General features: G+C 34.2%; 20 protein-coding genes and 2 pseudogenes. 13 read left to right on the top strand and 9 right to left on the bottom strand.

Annotated features, from left to right (window positions below; translation table 11 throughout):
• Positions 1-3 precede the first annotated feature (3 nt).
• From mutS to VSF34_RS08985, 3 genes are read right to left on the bottom strand one after another with little or no spacing between them, the layout of a single operon-like run.
• Positions 4-2589 carry a DNA mismatch repair protein MutS gene (gene mutS, locus VSF34_RS08975; RefSeq protein WP_326716966.1) on the bottom strand — a complete coding sequence of 862 codons (2586 nt, stop codon included), beginning with the start codon at positions 2587-2589 and terminating at the stop codon, positions 4-6.
• Position 2590: 1 nt separating this feature from the next.
• On the bottom strand, positions 2591-2989 hold the full coding sequence (locus VSF34_RS08980) for a YlbF family regulator (protein WP_326716967.1): 399 nt from the start codon (positions 2987-2989) through the stop codon (positions 2591-2593).
• 16 nt (positions 2990-3005) lie between these two features.
• Positions 3006-3806, bottom strand: a complete 801-nt coding sequence (locus VSF34_RS08985; RefSeq protein ID WP_326716968.1) for a TIGR00282 family metallophosphoesterase — start codon at positions 3804-3806, stop codon at positions 3006-3008.
• 150 nt (positions 3807-3956) lie between these two features.
• On the opposite strand from VSF34_RS08985, the gene VSF34_RS08990 reads away from it, so the two are divergent.
• Genes VSF34_RS08990 through VSF34_RS09005 form a run of 4 tightly spaced genes read left to right on the top strand, consistent with a single transcriptional unit; the run spans position 3957 to position 6564 of the window.
• Entirely contained in the window at positions 3957-4586 is a 630-nt protein-coding gene (locus VSF34_RS08990; RefSeq protein WP_326716969.1) for an NAD-dependent epimerase/dehydratase family protein, read from the top strand.
• A 33-nt stretch (positions 4587-4619) separates the two neighbouring features.
• Positions 4620-5390 (top strand): phosphopantothenoylcysteine decarboxylase domain-containing protein, encoded by a 771-nt coding sequence (locus VSF34_RS08995; protein ID WP_326716970.1) that lies wholly within the window; start codon positions 4620-4622, stop codon positions 5388-5390.
• The gene (locus tag VSF34_RS09000) at positions 5383-5919 is read left to right on the top strand and encodes a flavoprotein (RefSeq protein ID WP_326716971.1); all 537 of its coding nucleotides are present in this window, start codon (positions 5383-5385) and stop codon (positions 5917-5919) included. Before VSF34_RS08995 ends, VSF34_RS09000 begins: the two co-directional genes overlap by 8 nt.
• Before the next feature lie 15 nt (positions 5920-5934).
• Positions 5935-6564, top strand: a complete 630-nt coding sequence (locus tag VSF34_RS09005) for an ECF transporter S component (protein WP_326718066.1) — start codon at positions 5935-5937, stop codon at positions 6562-6564.
• A gap of 157 nt (positions 6565-6721) precedes the next feature.
• Here the strand turns inward: VSF34_RS09005 and VSF34_RS09010 are convergent, their stop codons facing one another.
• Entirely contained in the window at positions 6722-8944 is a 2223-nt protein-coding gene (locus tag VSF34_RS09010; protein ID WP_326716972.1) for an NlpC/P60 family protein, read from the bottom strand.
• Between the two features lie 206 nt (positions 8945-9150).
• Between VSF34_RS09010 and VSF34_RS09015 the strand changes: the two genes are divergently transcribed.
• The 5 genes and pseudogenes from VSF34_RS09015 (at position 9151) to VSF34_RS09030 (ending at position 10808) form a co-directional block, all read left to right on the top strand.
• Positions 9151-9321: a hypothetical protein gene (locus VSF34_RS09015; RefSeq protein ID WP_326716973.1), complete on the top strand. Its 171-nt coding sequence runs from the start codon at positions 9151-9153 to the stop codon at positions 9319-9321.
• Between the two features lie 27 nt (positions 9322-9348).
• Positions 9349-9528: a hypothetical protein gene (locus tag VSF34_RS09020; RefSeq protein ID WP_326716974.1), complete on the top strand. Its 180-nt coding sequence runs from the start codon at positions 9349-9351 to the stop codon at positions 9526-9528.
• Positions 9529-9566: 38 nt separating this feature from the next.
• Positions 9567-9746 (top strand): hypothetical protein, encoded by a 180-nt coding sequence (locus VSF34_RS09975; RefSeq protein ID WP_502628176.1) that lies wholly within the window; start codon positions 9567-9569, stop codon positions 9744-9746.
• Entirely contained in the window at positions 9731-10069 is a 339-nt protein-coding gene (locus VSF34_RS09025) for a YibE/F family protein (RefSeq protein WP_502628175.1), read from the top strand. Before VSF34_RS09975 ends, VSF34_RS09025 begins: the two co-directional genes overlap by 16 nt.
• A pseudogene (locus tag VSF34_RS09030) lies at positions 10059-10808 on the top strand (YibE/F family protein). The gene VSF34_RS09025 and the pseudogene VSF34_RS09030 overlap by 11 nt, the downstream one beginning before the upstream one ends.
• A 12-nt stretch (positions 10809-10820) precedes the next feature.
• On the opposite strand, the gene VSF34_RS09035 reads toward VSF34_RS09030, so the two are convergent.
• The 3 genes and pseudogenes from VSF34_RS09035 to VSF34_RS09045 form a co-directional block, all read right to left on the bottom strand.
• Positions 10821-11420 carry an alpha/beta hydrolase gene (locus tag VSF34_RS09035; protein ID WP_326716975.1) on the bottom strand — a complete coding sequence of 200 codons (600 nt, stop codon included), beginning with the start codon at positions 11418-11420 and terminating at the stop codon, positions 10821-10823.
• A gap of 14 nt (positions 11421-11434) precedes the next feature.
• Complete coding sequence (locus VSF34_RS09040) at positions 11435-12040, bottom strand: flavin reductase family protein (RefSeq protein ID WP_326716977.1); 606 nt, start codon at positions 12038-12040, stop codon at positions 11435-11437.
• A gap of 12 nt (positions 12041-12052) precedes the next feature.
• A pseudogene (locus tag VSF34_RS09045) lies at positions 12053-12998 on the bottom strand (ring-cleaving dioxygenase).
• 175 nt (positions 12999-13173) lie between these two features.
• Here VSF34_RS09045 and VSF34_RS09050 point away from each other — a divergent pair.
• From VSF34_RS09050 to VSF34_RS09060, 3 genes are read left to right on the top strand one after another with little or no spacing between them, the layout of a single operon-like run.
• Positions 13174-14343 (top strand): efflux RND transporter periplasmic adaptor subunit, encoded by a 1170-nt coding sequence (locus tag VSF34_RS09050; protein WP_326716978.1) that lies wholly within the window; start codon positions 13174-13176, stop codon positions 14341-14343.
• Positions 14344-14346: 3 nt separating this feature from the next.
• Entirely contained in the window at positions 14347-15063 is a 717-nt protein-coding gene (locus VSF34_RS09055) for an ABC transporter ATP-binding protein (protein WP_326716980.1), read from the top strand.
• Positions 15056-16279 carry an ABC transporter permease gene (locus VSF34_RS09060; protein WP_326716981.1) on the top strand — a complete coding sequence of 408 codons (1224 nt, stop codon included), beginning with the start codon at positions 15056-15058 and terminating at the stop codon, positions 16277-16279. Before VSF34_RS09055 ends, VSF34_RS09060 begins: the two co-directional genes overlap by 8 nt.
• A 91-nt stretch (positions 16280-16370) precedes the next feature.
• Here the strand turns inward: VSF34_RS09060 and VSF34_RS09065 are convergent, their stop codons facing one another.
• The gene (locus VSF34_RS09065; RefSeq protein WP_326716982.1) at positions 16371-17468 is read right to left on the bottom strand and encodes a 3D domain-containing protein; all 1098 of its coding nucleotides are present in this window, start codon (positions 17466-17468) and stop codon (positions 16371-16373) included.
• A 147-nt stretch (positions 17469-17615) separates the two neighbouring features.
• Between VSF34_RS09065 and VSF34_RS09070 the strand changes: the two genes are divergently transcribed.
• Positions 17616-18098, top strand: a complete 483-nt coding sequence (locus tag VSF34_RS09070; protein WP_326716983.1) for a nucleoside 2-deoxyribosyltransferase — start codon at positions 17616-17618, stop codon at positions 18096-18098.
• 84 nt (positions 18099-18182) lie between these two features.
• Here the strand turns inward: VSF34_RS09070 and VSF34_RS09075 are convergent, their stop codons facing one another.
• Entirely contained in the window at positions 18183-18668 is a 486-nt protein-coding gene (locus tag VSF34_RS09075; protein ID WP_326716984.1) for an LURP-one-related family protein, read from the bottom strand.
• Positions 18669-18692 lie beyond the last annotated feature (24 nt).

Below are 18692 nucleotides of genomic sequence, written 5' to 3' on the forward strand. Positions count from 1 at the left end.
TCTTTATACTTTCTTTTGTAATTCAGATAAAATATTTAATGCCTTCAGAGGTGTGATATCTAATAAATTTAATTGTTTTAATTCATCAATAACAGCCTCTTGTGCTTCATCTACTTCTGAAAACAAGCTTAACTGAGCTTCTTCCACTAAACCACTTGCTACAGGTATAGCCTTATTCTCCTTAGCACGACTTAACTCTATGGTTTGAGACTCAAATGCCTCTAATAAATCACTAGCACGAACCAACAACTTATCTGGTAATCCAGCAAGTTTAGCTACATGAACACCGTAACTTTTATCTGCCGGTCCTGATAACATTTTATGTAAAAAGACTAACTCACCATTTTTTTCAATAGCACCTACATGGGCATTTTTAAGAGCGGGTAACTCCTCTTCTAGACTCGTGATTTCATGATAGTGAGTCGAAAATAATGTTTTCGCTTTGACGTGTTCATGAATGTACTCAATTATCGCTTGAGCCAGTGCCATTCCGTCATAAGTCGCTGTCCCACGACCTAACTCATCAAATAAAATTAAGCTTCTAGATGTAGCATGTTTCAAAGCTTGATTGGCTTCCATCATCTCTACCATAAACGTACTTTGACCTGAAATCAAATCATCTGATGCCCCAATTCTAGTAAAAATCTGATCGAAGATTGGCAACACTGCTGAGCTGGCAGGTACAAAACAACCAATTTGTGCCATGATGACAGTTAAGGCAAGTTGTCTCATATAGGTACTTTTGCCTGACATATTAGGTCCGGTTATAAGTAAAATCATCGTTTCTTGGTCTAACTTAATATCATTTGGCACATAAGCTTGATGCCCTAAAAACTTTTCAACAACAGGGTGTCTACCATCAATAATGTCAATAGTTGACTCTGTGGCAGATAAACTAGGTTTAACGTATCGATACGTCTCACTAACTTCTGCAAAACTTTGTAACACATCGATAGTCGCTACAGACTGTGCTAGTGTTTGTAAGGCACTAATACTTAATTTAACTTCCTCACGAATAGTTAAGAATAATTGATATTCTAATTCTTGTGACTTTTCCTCAGCTTCTAAAATTAACGTTTCCATCTCTTTTAACTCAGGTGTGATATATCTCTCTGCGTTTGCTAAGGTTTGCTTACGTTCATATCTTCCAGTTGGAACGTCTTGAACGTTACTTTTTGTCACTTCAATAAAGTAACCAAATACTCGGTTAAATTTTATTTTTAACGTTTTAATTCCTGTTTCAACACGCTCCCTAGCTTCCATTTCAGCTAACCATTTTTTCCCATTTTTCATAGCATCACGGTAAGTATCTAACTCTTGATTAAATCCATCCTTAATCACATTACCTTCTGTAACTGATAAAGGTGCATCCTCATTTATGGCTTGATGAATCACACCCACTAAGTCATCCATTGGTGTCACCATTTTTAATAAATTATCCCATTCACCTTGATTAATACCAATTAAAAGCTCTCGAATAACCGGTATCTGTTCTAAAGATTTTTTAAGTTGTAACAAATCACGACCATTGACACTGCCAAAAGCTACTCGTCCTGCTAAACGCTCTAAATCATACACATGTTTTAAGTGCTCCTTTAAATCCATGCGCTCAAAATAAGCTGAAATAAAACTTTCAACCATTGCTTGACGTTGCTCAATAGTTGTCACACTAATCAGCGGTCTATCGATCCATTGTTTCAATAACCTAGCACCCATAGCTGTTTTTGTCTCATCCAGTAACCAAATCAATGTCCCTTTTTTATCTTTTCCACGAATGGATTGGGTTAGTTCTAAATTATATTTTGAATAATAATCCATTTTCAAAAAATGACTCGGTTCATAAGTTTTAGCTTGTTGTAAATGACTTAACTGGCGTTTTTGAGTTTCTCCTAGATAAGATAGTAATAGCTGAACAGCAGATTGACTTAGTTCATCTTCTACTTTTTCGGATAAATAACTTAATTCTGCCTGATGCGTTACCTTACTTTGTCTAGATATCAAAATGTTACGGGCCTCAAAATAGTTTGTCAACTCTTCAGGGATAGCATCATCTACTACAATTTCTTTCGTTTCTAAACTACTACATTCATTTTTGATAGCTTCATCGTTATCTAAAGTCGTCGTTTTGATCTCTCCTGTACTTAAATCAGCATAAGCAAAACCATATTTGCTATTTGTATCATCATAAACTAGAGCTGTTAAAAAATTATTAACTTTGGCTTCTAGCTCACCATAACCTAGCATAGTACCTGGTGTAACGAGTTGAACAACTTCTCGCTTCACCATGCCTTTTGTTTCTTTAGGATCTTCTACTTGCTCACAAATAGCTACTTTATAACCCATCTCAACTAATGTTTCCACATAACCTTGAGCCGAATGATGAGGAATACCGCACATGGGAATAGGATCATCAGCATTTCTATTCCGGCTAGTCAATGTGATTTCAAGTAATTGAGAGACTTCTTGGGCATCTTCATAAAACATTTCATAAAAATCACCTAGACGATAAAACAAAAAAGCATCTGGATATTGTGCTTTAATACCTAAGTATTGCTCCATCATAGGGGTATGCTTTGTTTTCTTTTCCACCTTATTTTTCACCTTCTTCTTTTTGATTTAATTTTTTTTCTAGTGAGTCATTGACTTTTTTTTGCAAGCGATTAGTCACGTGTTGCAATAAGTCATTAGCTTCAACTAAACTTTCACGATAAGCAATCACTAAGGGGTGATTATCAAATTGTTGTTGTTTCTCATCAGCTAGTCGTTTCGCTTCTTTGTAAGCATTTGGTTTATCATAATGATCAAACCTGACCATCTCTTTTTGCTGTGCTTTGATGTCATCGACCAGTCGTTGTAAACCATCATGCTCACCTATTTGACGCTCTAATTTACGATACTCTTTTATCGTATCATGATGAGCTAATTTTTCTAATAACCTATAAAACACTTGATCTAAAACAGGCTCATACTCATATTTTTTATCAACCATCTAAGAACACCTCCGACTAATCTCTAAATGGATGATCAGCATTTATCACGCCTGCTTCAATCTTTTTAGCATGGCCTGTCTTGTCATCAGTATCAATCACACAATAAGAAATAATCTCTCGTCCTTCACTCACCACTTCAAAGCGGTGTGGTAGAGCTGTTCTGAATTTATCAATCACAGCTGACTTTTCCATACCTAATATGCCGTCATAAGGACCAGTCATACCAACATCTGTTAAATAAGCAGTCCCCTTAGGTAAAATTCTAGCATCATTGGTTTGAACGTGAGTATGTGTCCCCACAACAGCTGATACACGACCATCTAAAAACCAAGCTAGTGCCTGCTTTTCACTTGTCGCCTCACCATGAAAATCAATAAAAATATGTGGTGTTCTTTGTGATGCCTCTTCTACTAATCTATCAATCACTTCAAAAGGATCATCAACAGCTACCATAAATACTCTAGCTTGCAAATTAATGACTGCCAGTTCAATTGCATTAACTTTAACATAGACAATCCCCTGCCCAGGTGTTGTTTTTTCTGGGAAATTAGCAGGACGAACTAGCTTTTTAGCATCTGATATAAACTCAAAAATCTCACGGTTATCCCAAGCATGGTTTCCTAAAGTAACAACATCTGCTCCGTCTTGAAGAATTTTTTTATATATTTTTTCTGTGATACCACGGCCACCTGCCGCATTTTCACCATTAACAATCGTCACCTGTGGACGATATTTTTTCTTTAATTTTGGTAAGTAAGTACTAATGGCATCTCTTCCCATTGAACCTACTACATCTCCTACAAATAATAAACGCATCTGTCTGCCTCATTTCTAAATTAACTTCTACCTCTCATTTTAACAATTTTACAAGGTAAAGAAAAGAAGACAAGAAACATCTCTCTGTTATTCTCATTGGTTTATGTTAAAATGAGAAAAAGTCTCATGTAAAAGGAGAAATGACACTTTATGACTCAAACTATTGTTATTTTTGGTGGTAGTGGCTTTATTGGAAGAAAAGTCTGTCAAAAAGCTCTTGAGCACTCCTATCATGTCATTAGTATCTCTAGAGGAGGTCAACCAAAGACCCATAAAGAGTGGATGGATCATCCTAATATGACTTGGAAATCCTATGATGTGTTAGAGGATACCTCTTGGCAAAAAGACTTGCTTGATGTAGATTATTGTCTGAACTTAATTGGTATTTTTTTTGAATCAGCCTCTCAAACTTATGATGATATGATTGTTAACACCAATCACTTGATTAGTCAGTGGGCAAAAGAGAAACAAATCCCTTATCTCTTTCTATCTGCTAAATTAGGACCAATTGGGTATATTAAAGCAAAGAAACAAGCTGAACAAGAAGCTTTAACAAGAGGTAGTGATATCACTATTATCCGCTCAGGTTTAGTGGTAGATGATAATTGGGGGCTAAAAAAACGACAAGGACAGATCATACAATTTGGGTATCAATTCCCTTTATTTAAATGCTTACTAAGTCAAGTTTACCCTGTTCCAGTAGACAAACTAGCAAACATGATAATTAGTTGCTTGAAAACAGCCAAAGGAGATAGTCGTTTAATCGATTTAACAAAATAAAAGAATTCATAATTATCAGATGGAGGTTTTATCATGAACATTTTAATTACAGCAGGAGGAACCGTTGAAGCGATTGATTCAGTGAGATACTTAGCTAATCACGCCACTGGAAGATTAGGTAAACAAATTGCTGAAAAAATGAGTCCCGAATGTGACACTGTTTTTTACATTCATGGACCAAATGCCGTATTACCAGAGCTATCAAATATATTGTTTTTCCCTATTTCTTCTGTTAGAGATTTAGAGTATACTATGAAGCGATTATTAACTCATGAATCAATTACAGCAGTTATTCATAGTATGGCAGTGAGTGATTATGAGCTTGATTACACTATCTCAGAAGTCGATTTAGCTAAAAAACTAGCTAAAACAATCCACCATACACCTGATCTAAATGAAGCAACGCTCACTAATCTCATCGCAAAAGAGCTGACTCAATACAATACTAGTCAAACGACAGCTGAGAAAAAAATTAGATCAACTAGTGAGCAACTCATTGTTGTCTTAGGCAAGGCACCAAAAATTATTCATCAAATTAAACATTGGCAACCAGATACGTTATTAATAGGCTTCAAATTATTAGTGGATGTCCCTGAGAGTGAGCTTGTGGAAAATGCTAGGGAAAGTATTGAAAAAAATCAAGCTGACTTCATTGTTGCTAATGATTTGACTAATATCAATGATAATCAACATGAAGCAGTTCTAGTAAGCCGCAAAGGAATCGAAAAAAACTTTTTTACAAAAGAAGATATTGCTAATGGATTGATGGAAGTCATCTTAGAGAGGAAGAAAAAACATGCCTAGAGTCTTACTTGGAGTGTCTGCCAGTATTTCTGCTTACAAAGCAGCTGATTTAATCAGTCAACTTAAAAAACAACAAATTGATGTGGAAGTTATCATGACAAAAAACAGCACCAAAATTATTCCACCTCTAACACTGCAAGTTTTATCTAAAGAGACAGTTCACCTTGATGTGATGACTGAGCAAAACCCACTCGAAATAAATCATATCGATTTAGTAAAACGAGCTGATTTATTTTTAATCGCGCCAGCTACAGCTAATATTATTGGTAAAATCGCTAATGGGATTTGTGATGATATGCTATCTACAACAGCCATGGCTGTTCATGATATCCCTAAACTTATTGCCCCAGCGATGAATACCTATATGTATTCAAACCCTGCTATGGTTGATAATTTAACAACACTTGAAAAGTATGATTATACTATCATCGAGCCTAAAGAAAGTTTACTTGCTTGTGGAGATTATGGAAAAGGGGCTTTAGCTGATATTAATGTCATCATTGATGCTATCAATAAACAATTATTTTAAAATCAAAGGAGTTACATTTTGAAAACAAGACGTCTAACTTTAACGGCTATCTTTCTAGCCTTCATCATTATTTTTTCATTTACACCACTAGGGTTTTTAAATCTTGGCATTATCAAAGCTACACTAGTTCATATTCCAGTTATTGTAGGGGCTATTATTCTTGGTCCTAGAATTGGGGCTTTTTTAGGATTAGTCTTTGGACTACTTAGTATGACAGTTAACACAATCACACCTTCCATCCTATCCTTTGCCTTTTCACCGTTTATTCCGGTTATTGGAACAACACAAGGAAGTTTATGGGCTGTGGTCATTGCCTTAATACCACGTGTTCTTGTAGGCATTATCCCTTATTATGTTTACAAGTGGCTATATAAACCTGATGGCACCTTATCTCAGAAATGGTCACTTTTCATTTCCGGTGTAGCAGGGTCATTAGTTAATACTTTACTAGTTATGAATTTAATATACTTTTTATTCCAATCAGCCTACGCACAAGTGACCGGTATCTCAGTAGGCGGTGGTCTTTATAATGCTGTTCTTAGTGTTATCTTTATTAACGGAGTACCTGAAGCCCTTGTTGCAGGTATTGTTGTAGCTGCTATGACAGGGCCACTTTTAAAGATGTATAATAAAAATCAGCCCTAAGACCCATAGGCATAAATGACTAACATGCTATACTAATTACAACAACGACACTAGGTGAGTGACATCAGTCCAGGTGCTCTCATCACTTTTTCTCCATATTATAAAAAACCACTAGGGTCATGAGTAATTACTTGACCCTGGTGGTTTTTAACTATGTCTAGTCTAATGAGAATAAATAAATTTTAGTAAATGGTGTTCCAGAATAAATATGAGAAATATTATTTACTGGATATGTTGAATGCCAGATTTTATTATCTTTTCCATTAGCTCCCCAGAAGATACCAATATGTGGATCTGGACCTGGAAGGTTATAGTTTGGTTCAAAGTATAAAATATCACCACGTTTTGCCTGTCCACTTGATAATAATTGATTAATTGAATTAAACACTTGATAATCAGTATTAGCAGTTAGTGCATTACGCCAATTATAAGCATTACCAATACCACCCCATTGATTTGAAGCTGATGTGATTTTATTTAAGTTAGCACCACCATCTTGATAAGCATAGGCTACAAAACCTGTACAATTCATACCAGGACCAAAGCCAGTTGGTGCTCCGTTTGGACTCATGACATAGCCTCTATTATATGGGTTACCATTTAAGCTACGATAAGGTGTTCCTAAGTAAAAACGGTCATTTTCATGACTTTTTAACCTTGATACTAAACGATTGCGATCTGTTCCTAAAAAATCTCCTACTGTACGTTTAAAGCTTACAGCATTTGAATTTAAGTAACCTAACCATGTACCGTTGTTGTTATATATTGAATAATATCTATCTCCATTAAAGTGATTATAATACCCTTTTGCACGAACACGTTGATTGATAAACTGATTCGTATTGTTTTTCTTTTTCCAACTAAAATTCTGCCACATATCATAATTACGTTTGCTAATAGTTACAGCATCATTTGAAGATAGCCAGATACCTTGTTTTCCATCTCCTATTTGAGCAGCACTTGAATTTAAATACCCCTTCCAAGTCCCCTTGTTATTATATAAAGAATAGTACTTCGAGCCATTGAAATGATTATAGTACCCTCTGATTTGTAGTGTTTCATGATAGATACCATTGGTTTTAGATTTTTGTTTCCAGCTAAAGTTTTGCCACATATCATAGTTTTTCTTTGTAATAGTTGCATAACGATTATCTGAGATAAATGCTCCTTGAGCTCCGTTACCCGTTTTCGTTGCATTGGCGTTGACATAACCTTGCCAACTACCTTTGTTATCATATAAAGAATAATAAGTTGAACCATTAAAATGTTTGTACTTACCTGTTACTTTATATGTTTTATTGTATAACTTGCTTGATGACTGCTTCTTCACCCAATTAAAATTTTGCCACATATCATAATTATTACTTGATACAGTAACATATTTGTTTTCCTTAATCCAAGGGCCTTGAGCACCACTAGCTTTAGTTACACCATTAGCATTGATATAGCCCATCCACTTCCCTTTATTATCATATAAAGAGTAATAAGTTGACCCATTCATATGCTCAAAACGCTCTCTTACTTGATATAAATTATTCAAAATATTGCTTGAGTTGTTTTTTTCTACCCATTTAAAATTTTCCCATACTTGGTAATTTTTCTTTGTGATAGTCACATATTCATCCATCTTAATGGGAAATCCTTCTTTACCAGGGGCAATTTTAGTACTTTTAGCGTTCACATAACCTTGCCAACTACCTTTATCATCATAAAGACTATAGTAGACTTGACCGTCAATATGTTGATAATAACCTTTTGCTAAATAAGTTTTATTTTTGATTTTATCTGTCGTTGTTCTAACTTTCCAATCAAAATTTTGATAAACTTTATCTGTAGAATTCTTAATTGTGACGTATTTACCAAAACTCATGTAAATCCCTTGGGCTCCATCTGCTTTTTTTACTGCTGTGCTTAAGACGTAACCCTCTAATTTATTTTTACCGTTGTATAAAGCATAATAAGTTTCTCCGTTTTCCTCAACTGCTTCAGAAACTAAAAAGGTGTGATTAACTAACTGACTTGTTTTACCAATCACTACCCCGCCTACTTTATCAAATATATCATCATGCTCTGACGTCACACTGACATAAAAAGATTCAATTTCTCGTGTCACTGTAACCTCTTGTTCCTTTGTCGGTTCCTCTTCTAAGGAAGTACTACTTTCAACTGTTGAATCTGTTGTTGTATCACTAGACTCTTGGGTCATACTTTCTACTACTGATTCTGTGGTACTTGTACTTTCTTGAATGATACTTTCACTGCTTGTTTGTTCGACTATATCTACACTAGATGAGCTTTTAGTTTCTTCACTTGCTCCAACAGCGCTAGGAAAACAAAGGGATAACAACAGTAACCCCGTTAACCAACTTTTTTTCTTCATATTTTACCACTCTCCATTAGTAATGATAGTCTCATTATAGTATAAAAAACTTTAGTAAACTAGATACTATCCCATTTATTTATAAAAAATGTTTAGTTATTATAAAATAAAAAGTTAGTTGATATTGGCTAACTTCTTATTTTTTTGCCCGATACATTGTGTTACACTTTAAAAAAACAAATTTAGAAAAATGGAGCTTTATTATAATGATGAAACGCTTATGGCTAGTCCTTGCTACTTGTTTACTATTTTTAAATCTCATTTGGATCTATCACACATATCAATATGATGCTTACACACAAGCTGTAGGTGAAATTACCACAATACAAGTTCTTAGTCAGACAGATACAAAAGATGAACATCATAACACTGATTAGCTAACTACTCAGAAACTAGAGGTCCTTTTGAAGCAAAGTAAGTATCAGCATAAAACAATAACCATAAGCAATACTTATAGCCAATCTCTTATTGAAGATCAACAGTATAAAACTGGAGACATTTTTTTTCTATCTATTCCCAATCAAGATATAAACCAAGCCTCAATTATCGATTCAAAAAGAGATACAACATTAGCCTTACTTTAATACTAGCCAATGGTTGGTATAAGAAAACACGGATTGCAATCTTATCTACATATTGTTCTACTTTAATTACCTTTTTAATTGGTCTTGGTGTTATAACCATTACTAAACATGGAGGACTTCATTATGAACAGATGGAGTTAATTACAAGACCTCAGCATATGCTATTTTTAACCAGTCTACTTGTAGGCTTATTGGAGCAACTATGGATATTGCCATAACACTTAGCTCTTCACTAGGAGAAATCATCTCTTATGAACCAGAAAAAACCAAAGCTCAACTCTATCAATCTGGCTTAAAAGTAGGAAGTGACATTGTTGGTCCTATGGTTAATATCATGTTCTTCTCTTATTTAAGTAGTTCTATTCCTATGGCACTTATTTTTTTAAGAAATGATATGTCATTTAATTTTACCTTTCCTGTTTCCTTATCATTAGAAGTAACAAGGGCCTTAGTAGGTAGTATTGGCATTGTTTTAAGCATTCCTATCACAAGTCATCTGGCGAGCTATTTCTTCACAAAAGAGGTGTCTTATGAGCGTTAATTTAGTCTTGTTTATTATATTAGTTGGACTTTTATGGTATTTTCAAAATCGAAAAGGCCTGATTACTTTAGTAACTTTAGGAGTAAATCTTGCCTTATTATTTTTTATGCTAGTCTTCATTAATCTAGGTTTTTCTCCTATTTTACTTACCTATGTAGTTGCGTTGTTAATTAGTGCTAATAATTTATTCAATATTAACAGTATCACTTTAGCTAGTAAAACCGCCTTTATAAGTAGCTCACTAGTCATCACTTTAATGCTTTATCCTATTTACTACATCATCTCAATTTCCCATAGTCAAGGGTTACCTATGGAAGGGCTTATGGAGATGGATATATATTCTTTAAAGATCGGTCTTTCTTTTACTGAGCTAAGCGCATCTGTCTTACTTATAGTCATGATAGGAGCTGTTAATGACATGACTATTTCTATCACTGCTGCAATGGTTGAAATAAAAACATAACTGCCACATATTAGCTTAAAAGAATGGTGACATTCAGGCTTTATTGTGGGTCAAGATGTTTTAGGCTCGACTATTAATACTTTACTATTTGCTACAGTCGGTAGCCAACTAGCTCTTTTTATTTGGCTTTTCGATTTAAATTCCCCTCTAGAACAAATTTTAAATAACAAATTATTAGTTCAAGAAATCATCGCTATTATTTTAAGTGCCATTAGCATTGTTACCTCTGTTCCCTTAACTATCTGGGTCTTCCTTAAAAGCAAGAAAGAGGCCTAAAGAAGGACTTCTTTAAACCTCTTTTTGTAACCAGTTCTTTGTTGCTTCTACCTCTTCAAGACTTAAATTATGACCAATAGTTTCAAATATTTCAACACTTGCTTGTCTATTTCTTAATATATCAATCACATGCTGACTCTCCTCTAAAGGCACGATAGGGTCATTTATTCCAAAACTGATAAATGCCTTCGTCTTAGATAAGGTGACTTCTTTAATCTGACTAAGTGGGTACATGGGGTGAAATAAAATAGCTTGGCGGTACACACTAGCTTCATTTAATAATAAATGAAGACCAATATTGGCACCATTAGAATAGCCCACTAATACCACTTCATTTAAAGAAAAATGATACTCACTGGAAGCTTGTTTAATAAACTGATTAAGTAACATACCTTTTTCATATAAATCTACCTCATCATAAACTCCCTCTCTAAGTCTTCTAAAATAACGAGCCATTCCTTGCTCATTAACTTCACCTTTAATACCTAAAAGAGAGGCTTTGCTATTTAACTTATTTCCTACGTCAATCAATGACTCTTCTGAGCCACCTGTACCATGAAGTAACACAAAAACCGGTTGACTCTTCTCACCTTGTATAAAAATATGTTTCATAATCCCCCTCTTTTCTATGGTCTCTCTAAATCAAATAACTTCCCTAAAGTAGCATAAGTTGATCCTGCTAAACGACTAATAGGATCTAGTCCAAGAGGGTCAATTTTACCCTCTTCAAAAATAGCTTCTTCAATATAATATTGCTCTAATTTCAATAAAAATAAATCATTACTAACTTGATCTTGTTCTTTAATTTCAATATGGTCATATAAACTCGTTTCAAATCTAATCTTAGCCTCATTAATCCCTGGTGTATTAATAATCTTTGATGGCACCACTGAAAAATTAGTCACGCTTAGCTCACTTTTATCTTCTGAAAATTCCACAGCTGTTTCATTGGCATCATTGACGATAGATGTATCAATGATATGAATCACTGCTTCTTTTTGATTTAATAAATGTTTGGCTGTGTCTTTCATTTTCCCTTGCCTTCTTGAAACTGACAAGGATACAATTGGTGGGGTAGCTGAGACAATATTAAAATAACTAATCGGTGCTAAATTAATGACCCGCTCTTTTGATAATGTGCTCACTAATGCAACAGGACGAGGAATAATACTTCCTATTAACAATTTATAACGTTCCCTATCACTTAGTTGGTTTGGATTAATACTTAACATTTACTCTCCTCCTTATTCTGTCACAAATGGTTTCACACTCTTCTCAATATATTCTCGCTTATTTTCAATAAATGGAGCTAATGATAGAGTTTTTCCTAACTCGTCATACTCCTCATCTATCATAAAACCAGGAGCATCTGTTGCAAGTTCTATTAATATATGACCAATCCTTACATATAAAGATTCAAAGTAAAAACGATCTACATAACCTGAATTTGGTAGTCCAAGTTTATCAAAGATATCCTTCCAAGCATAAAGCCCAGCCTGCTCACTTAGGCGAAAAGCTACATGATGTACTTCTCCGTACCCTTGCCTAGCATCAGGAGACTTGTCATCATGAACTAAAATGACTTGAGCACCACTGCCCTTTTCCCCAACTTCAAATAAGTGACGATTTCCATCAGAGTTTATTTCTTTAAAACCAAAAATACCTTCCAAAACATCTTTAAACTCAGTAAAATAACTAACTGATATTTCCGTTGGTCCTAAGCCGTAAATAGCAAATTCTTCAGGCACAGGACCACCAATCCATGCTGTTCCTGGTAACATACCGCTATTATACCTATCAGAAATCAATTGATAGCGCTGATTATCTGCATCTTGAAACTTTAATATCTTTTTACCAAATTCTTCACTTATCTCATCATGAAATACACCCATATCTTTTATAATATTCAAGTGCTTCATCACTAGGTACCCTAAAGCTTGTTCTAGTAATAGCATTTGTTCCTGGTATACCTTGTGGGCTATTTGGAAAATCAAAAAACGTCATCGTTGTTCCTGGTGTACCGATATCATCAGCATAGTACGTGTGATAGGTCTGAATATCATCTTGATTGACTGTTTTTTTGACTAACTTCATTCCTAACACCTTAGTAAAAAACTCATAATTTTTCTGAACATCACTTGTCATAGCTGTCATGTGATGAATCCCTAATAATTCGTGATTAGCTTGCATTATTCATTCCTCTTTTCTCTTTTTTCCTAGTTGAAGGCTCACTCTTACTTTAAATCACTTCCTAAAAGTAAGCAACTTTTTTGTTTTATAATATCAATTATAGGTCTTATGGCTGATGTGCCTTTGAAAAAGTTCTTATACAATAACATTATATAAATAGAAAAGGGGTACCAAGATGTCAAAAAAGAAAAAGATTGTTATTGGTAGTATTATTGGAGTCATTATTGTTGTTGTGATTTTATTTAGTATGGGAATTGGAAAAAATAATAAACAAGATACTCTGCCAGAAAATAATATTGAATTTTTCACAGTAGCTGATGTGGATCAAGTTTTTATTAATGGTATGGTGACACCTGTTAAATCTAAAGAATTCATTCAAGACAATTCTCTGGGTAAATTAGGTAAACTACAAGTAAAAAACGGAGAAAATGTCGAAGAGGGAACTCTTTTGTACCAATACACAGATGAAGCCACTAGTACTCAAATTAGCGAGTTGAACTTTCAAATAGAATCAACTCAAGCAGAAAAAGAAAAAACTAGAAAGCAAATGCTATTAGAAATAGATGAATTAAACAAAGCAAGTGAGCAAGTTGAAGAAGGACAAGATACAGGGGCACCATCTAGAGAGTCCATTGAACTAAAGTATGATTTAGGTAGTTTTGATATTAAAATCGGACAATTACAAACACAAGTCAACGAACTTAACGAAAAACAAGTTAATCAAGTCACTGCTCCTTTTAGTGGCCAAGTGATTATTCCTCAAGAGCAAAATAGAGATAGTGCTATCATGACTTTAACTTCTAATGATTTTTATGTAGAAGGTGACGTCAATGAAAAAGATTTGATTAAAGTAAAAGAAAAGCAACCAGCTGAAGTGAAAATGATTGCTAGTAATGAAGTGTATCAAGGTGAAGTTATCTATGTTTCAAACACACCTATTCAAGAAACACCTGCTGCAGGAGCTGGAGGTAGTAGTGAAGGTGGTTTATCAAAATATATTGTCAAATTATCTTTAAAAGACACAAAAAATGTTAAACAAGGATTCCACGTCCAAGCTTCTATTAAATTAGATAAACAAAAAATAGAGGTTCCTAAATCAGCAGTTAAAGAAGATAAAGATAAAAAACAATCCTATGTGTTAGTGGATGATTTTGGTACAGTCCTTAGAAAAAATATCACCACAACAGACAAAGGTGCTACTAAAGATCATGTTGTAGTAACTAGTGGACTTGAGAGTTTAGATAAAGTGATTGTTAAAAGTGATCGTGAGCTTAAAAATGGTGAAATGCTAAATGCTGAAGGGAATACTAATGAATCTGGTACACAAATGAGTGAGGGGGAATAACTTATGACTGATAATATCAAACAAGACACTCCCTTAGTTAACATTGTGGAGATGGATAAATATTACCCTGTAGGAAAAGAGCAGCTCCATGTATTGAAAAAGTTAAATTTAACTATTGAACAAGGTGAATTTCTAATGATTATGGGAAAGTCAGGTAGCGGAAAAACAACTTTAATGAATATTATCGGCTTTTTAGATCAATCATCTGACGGGGCTTATCTATTTAATAATCAAGATGTATCGACTTTAAGTGAAAATCAAAAATCTGATTTACGAAACAAATATGTCGGCTTTATTTTTCAACAGTTCTTCTTAATCCAATCACTAAATGTTAGACAAAACGTAGAGCTACCTATGATTTATGAAGGTAAGCGCCGGGAATCTGAGCGTAAAGTAATAGCTGAAGAGTACCTGAAACTAGTGGGTTTAGAAGGAAAAGAAAACTCTAAAACAACCGAATTATCAGGCGGACAACAACAACGTGTTGCCATTGCCAGAGCGTTAGTGAATGATCCTCTACTAATTATGGCAGATGAGCCAACTGGTGCTCTAGATAGTCAGACTAGCCGTGATATTATGGGGATTTTATCTGATTTAAACAAACAAGGAAAAACCATTGTAATGGTCACTCACGATCCTGATATGAGAAAATATGCGACTAGAGTGATTTATATGAAAGATGGCATTTTCTTAAATGAGGAGGAGTATTTAAATGGTTAAAAATTTATTGCTAAGTACTTTTCTAAGTCTGAGAGCTCATAAACTTAGAGTTTTTCTAACTATGGTTGGTATTATAATTGGGATTGCAGCTGTTGTGACAGTCTCAGCCATTGGTGAGGGGATGAAGCAAAGTAGTATGAAAGTGTTGGAGTCTACTGATGCTTCTACCGCTCGCTTAATCTATAATGTAGATATGGATGATGAAACAAGTGCTAATGAAGTCTCTCTAGAAACCTTTGCTTTTAGTCGATCTGATTTAAAAACTCTAAGAAAACTAGATGGTGTAGATAATATTTCTGCAGATTATGGTTACGGATTTGCCTCTAGCGAGAGTATTACAGCTACTATTTCATATTTTAGTGCTATTGGTAGTGGACAAATCAAGCCATATACGTCTCCTGATAAAACCATAGCTTTTGGTTCTGATTTTTCTGAAGATGATATGGATCGAAATAATATTATTTTAAGCTATGACACCATGCAAACTGCTCTTAATGTCAAAAAACCAGAAGATATTATTGGACGGGCTATTGATGTTGATGGGGAAAAATTTCAAGTCATTGGTGTTAAGAAAAAAATTGGGGGCAGTGATATGATTACAGATGATTCTGTTTTTTCCAACACAGTCCCTAAAAAAGCTTATAATGAGTTAGCCAAAAACAAACCTATTAATGCCATTAATTTAAAGGTAGCACCTTCAGCTGATCGTACGGCTGTCATTACAGCTGCCAATGATTTATTAAAAGAATACCATCCAGATTTGGTTGGAAAGTTTGAAGAAGATAGAACAAACGAACAGATGCGCCAGCAAATAGAGCAAATGCTACAAGCTGTTATCTCTGGTTTAATTTTGATTACAGCTATTTCTCTGCTTGTTGGTGGAATTGGCGTGATGAATATTATGTATGTCTCTGTTTCAGAACGTAAACGAGAAATTGGAATTAGGCGAGCAATTGGGGCAAAGCCTGCTAATATTTTAATTCAATTTTTACTAGAAGCTGCCTTTATTACTTTAATTGGTGGTATTATCGGAATACTTCTTGGTTGGGGATTTGCTAGTCTATTAACCAGTCTAGTACCTGGCGTCCAAGCTGTAGTTAGTCCTAAAATGGCAATGATTTCAGCTAGTATTTCAGCTGGTATTGGTCTATTCTTTGGTGTCATTCCAGCAATCAATGCTGCTAAGATGGATCCTATCAAAGCCATTTATCAATAAAAATTATTAATTCACAGTATAATCTAAATACTCTAGTGTATTAAAAAAAATAAGCCTACCAAGAAATAATTTCTTGGTAGGCTTATTATATTTATAGAACTGTGACACTTACCATACGACGACCCCAGTTATTACATTCTTCTACTGTATTAAAATGAACATCAACAATATTACCTTTAATTGCTCCACCCGTATCAGCCGCAATAGCAAAACCATAGCCTGATACCTCAACTAATGAATTCAAAGGGATAACACTTGGATCTACAGCAATAACACGAGAATTCTCTCTTAAATCAATTCCTGTTGCTGTTAAATGCGATGCTCCAGCTTCACTGTAAGAGTAAGCTGTTGATTCCATCGTCATAGTCGTACCACCATTTGATGATTCTGGACTTGGACCATTATCACTTGGTTTTGACTCTTCACTTGACTCACTTGTTTCTGAGCTTACTTCTGAAGATGACGCACTACTTGATGATTCTGATACTTCTTCACTTGAGTGGCTTGTTTCTTTTTCTTCTTTAGTTGCTTTAGTCGTTTCTTTAATAGCTTCTTTTTCTTTCCTAACTTCTTTGACGATACGTTCATTAGCTAATTTATTAAGCAGAGCTTCATTTGAAGATAATTCAACTTTTAAATCAGATACTTGATTTTCTAATATCATTGTTTCTTCTTCAACAGCTGCTTGTTTCATAGCTAAATTTTCTCTATCTTTTATTAGCTCAGATTTTAATTTTTCTAAATGCTCTTGATCTTGTGATAATGAATCCACTTTAGATTTTTCAGCACCCTGTAAAACAGTAATCGCATAAGCACGATTAATAAAATCAGAAATACTATTAGAATTCATTAAAGCATCAATCACACTCATACTACTTCCATTAGATTGAATGTTTTGCATACGTGAACCAATTGACTCTTTCCGACGTTTAATACTAACTTGAGTATCTTTGATTTCTTGCTCTGTTGATTCAATTGAACTTTCTGTTTTTGATACTTCTGTTTTTAAATTTTCTACATCACGATACTTAGCATTAACATCATCTAATGCTTTATCTATTTTTGTACTAATCTCAACACTTTCCTTCTTGACATCACTTTCGCTTGCTGCTGCAAGTAATGACACTGGAGAACTAAATAATACCATTAAACTCATGATTGCAATGGTTATCCTTTTTGATTTCAACAATCGACAACACCTTTCATTCTTACTGTCTCGTCCATATTCTTTTTTCATTATACAAGATAGCTCATTGGATATTATGACATTCTCTTTACAAATTGTTACATTTTAAGATATGCTATACATAATCATGTAACAGTTAGGAGAGATTTAATGTCAAAAACAATCTACTTTGCAAGCCCTTTATTCTCAAATATGGAGCGAACTTATAATGAACTTTTTGTTGAAAAAATAAGAGAATCATACCCTGAAATTAACGTATACCTACCACAGGAACAATTAGTTATCAATGATAAACACAGCTTTGCAGACTCAAAAATGATTGCAACATTTGATACAAATGCTTTGTTACAAAGTCATCTCATGATTGCAATATTAGACGGAGCAACCATTGATGTCGGGGTTGCCTCAGAAATTGGTGTCGCTTATCAAGCTGGTATTCCAATTGTTGGGTTATTTACAGATAGTAGACAAGATGGAGCAACAAATAAATCAAAGTTAAAAGCTTTGTCTGAAGTAGCAGAATCTCAGTTTCCATATGTTAACTTATATACAGTTGGCTTAATTAAACTAAATGGTATTATCGTAACGAATGAAGATGACGTCATTGATGCTATTACTGAATATATTAAATAATAAAAAAACACTACTAAAGCAGTAGAAAAACTGCTTTAGTAGTGTCTAATTTGTTTTATGACAATATATATGGGCATGTTTCAACTATCTAGATGACATGTAATCTTTCTGGCAAATGGATTCTAAAGCAACTAAAATTCCTAAAGAGATTACTTCACTAGACTTTTCAAAGACTGTTAATTCTAAGGCATCACCAAATGAAATCCATCTGTTTCTAACTTTTGCTACTTTCCTATACCCAGAATTTATGTCAAAATCTAGTGTACGCCAATCACCATAGATATCTAGCATAGAGTCCATAATCTGATAAGCTTCATCCAAAGAGTTATGAGTTTGTTTAACTGTAAACAAACATTTCTCTTCAGTCCACACACCTACTTTTATTTGACCATCTTGAAACTCACTGTTAACATGTAAGACTTCATTATTCAAATAGTCTAAAATAGTATAAGACTCTTTTTCACCCTCTCCTATACGTTTAATAGTATACTGGATGTCACCTTTTCGATTTGTAACAGGTATGTTATGTTCTGTAGTAAATTCTTTCCTTAATATAAATAATTGACGCACGTTCTCACCTCTTTTCACATACAA

This window comes from Vagococcus jeotgali (assembly GCF_035918315.1).
Lineage (GTDB): Bacteria > Bacillota > Bacilli > Lactobacillales > Vagococcaceae > Vagococcus > Vagococcus jeotgali.

Bases quoted from the DNA above. Each gene is read 5' to 3' on its own strand.
- VSF34_RS08980 (WP_326716967.1), bottom strand. From the start codon at position 2,989: ATGGTTGATAAAAAATATGAGTATGAGCCTGTTTTAGATCAAGTGTTT.
- VSF34_RS08985 (WP_326716968.1), bottom strand. From the start codon at position 3,806: ATGCGTTTATTATTTGTAGGAGATGTAGTAGGTTCAATGGGAAGAGAT.
- VSF34_RS08990 (WP_326716969.1), top strand. From the start codon at position 3,957: ATGACTCAAACTATTGTTATTTTTGGTGGTAGTGGCTTTATTGGAAGA.
- VSF34_RS08995 (WP_326716970.1), top strand. From the start codon at position 4,620: ATGAACATTTTAATTACAGCAGGAGGAACCGTTGAAGCGATTGATTCA.
- VSF34_RS09000 (WP_326716971.1), top strand. From the start codon at position 5,383: ATGCCTAGAGTCTTACTTGGAGTGTCTGCCAGTATTTCTGCTTACAAA.
- VSF34_RS09010 (WP_326716972.1), bottom strand. From the start codon at position 8,944: ATGAAGAAAAAAAGTTGGTTAACGGGGTTACTGTTGTTATCCCTTTGT.
- VSF34_RS09015 (WP_326716973.1), top strand. From the start codon at position 9,151: ATGATGAAACGCTTATGGCTAGTCCTTGCTACTTGTTTACTATTTTTA.
- VSF34_RS09025 (WP_502628175.1), top strand. From the start codon at position 9,731: ATGGATATTGCCATAACACTTAGCTCTTCACTAGGAGAAATCATCTCT.
- VSF34_RS09035 (WP_326716975.1), bottom strand. From the start codon at position 11,420: ATGAAACATATTTTTATACAAGGTGAGAAGAGTCAACCGGTTTTTGTG.
- VSF34_RS09040 (WP_326716977.1), bottom strand. From the start codon at position 12,040: ATGTTAAGTATTAATCCAAACCAACTAAGTGATAGGGAACGTTATAAA.
- VSF34_RS09050 (WP_326716978.1), top strand. From the start codon at position 13,174: ATGTCAAAAAAGAAAAAGATTGTTATTGGTAGTATTATTGGAGTCATT.
- VSF34_RS09055 (WP_326716980.1), top strand. From the start codon at position 14,347: ATGACTGATAATATCAAACAAGACACTCCCTTAGTTAACATTGTGGAG.
- VSF34_RS09060 (WP_326716981.1), top strand. From the start codon at position 15,056: ATGGTTAAAAATTTATTGCTAAGTACTTTTCTAAGTCTGAGAGCTCAT.
- VSF34_RS09070 (WP_326716983.1), top strand. From the start codon at position 17,616: ATGTCAAAAACAATCTACTTTGCAAGCCCTTTATTCTCAAATATGGAG.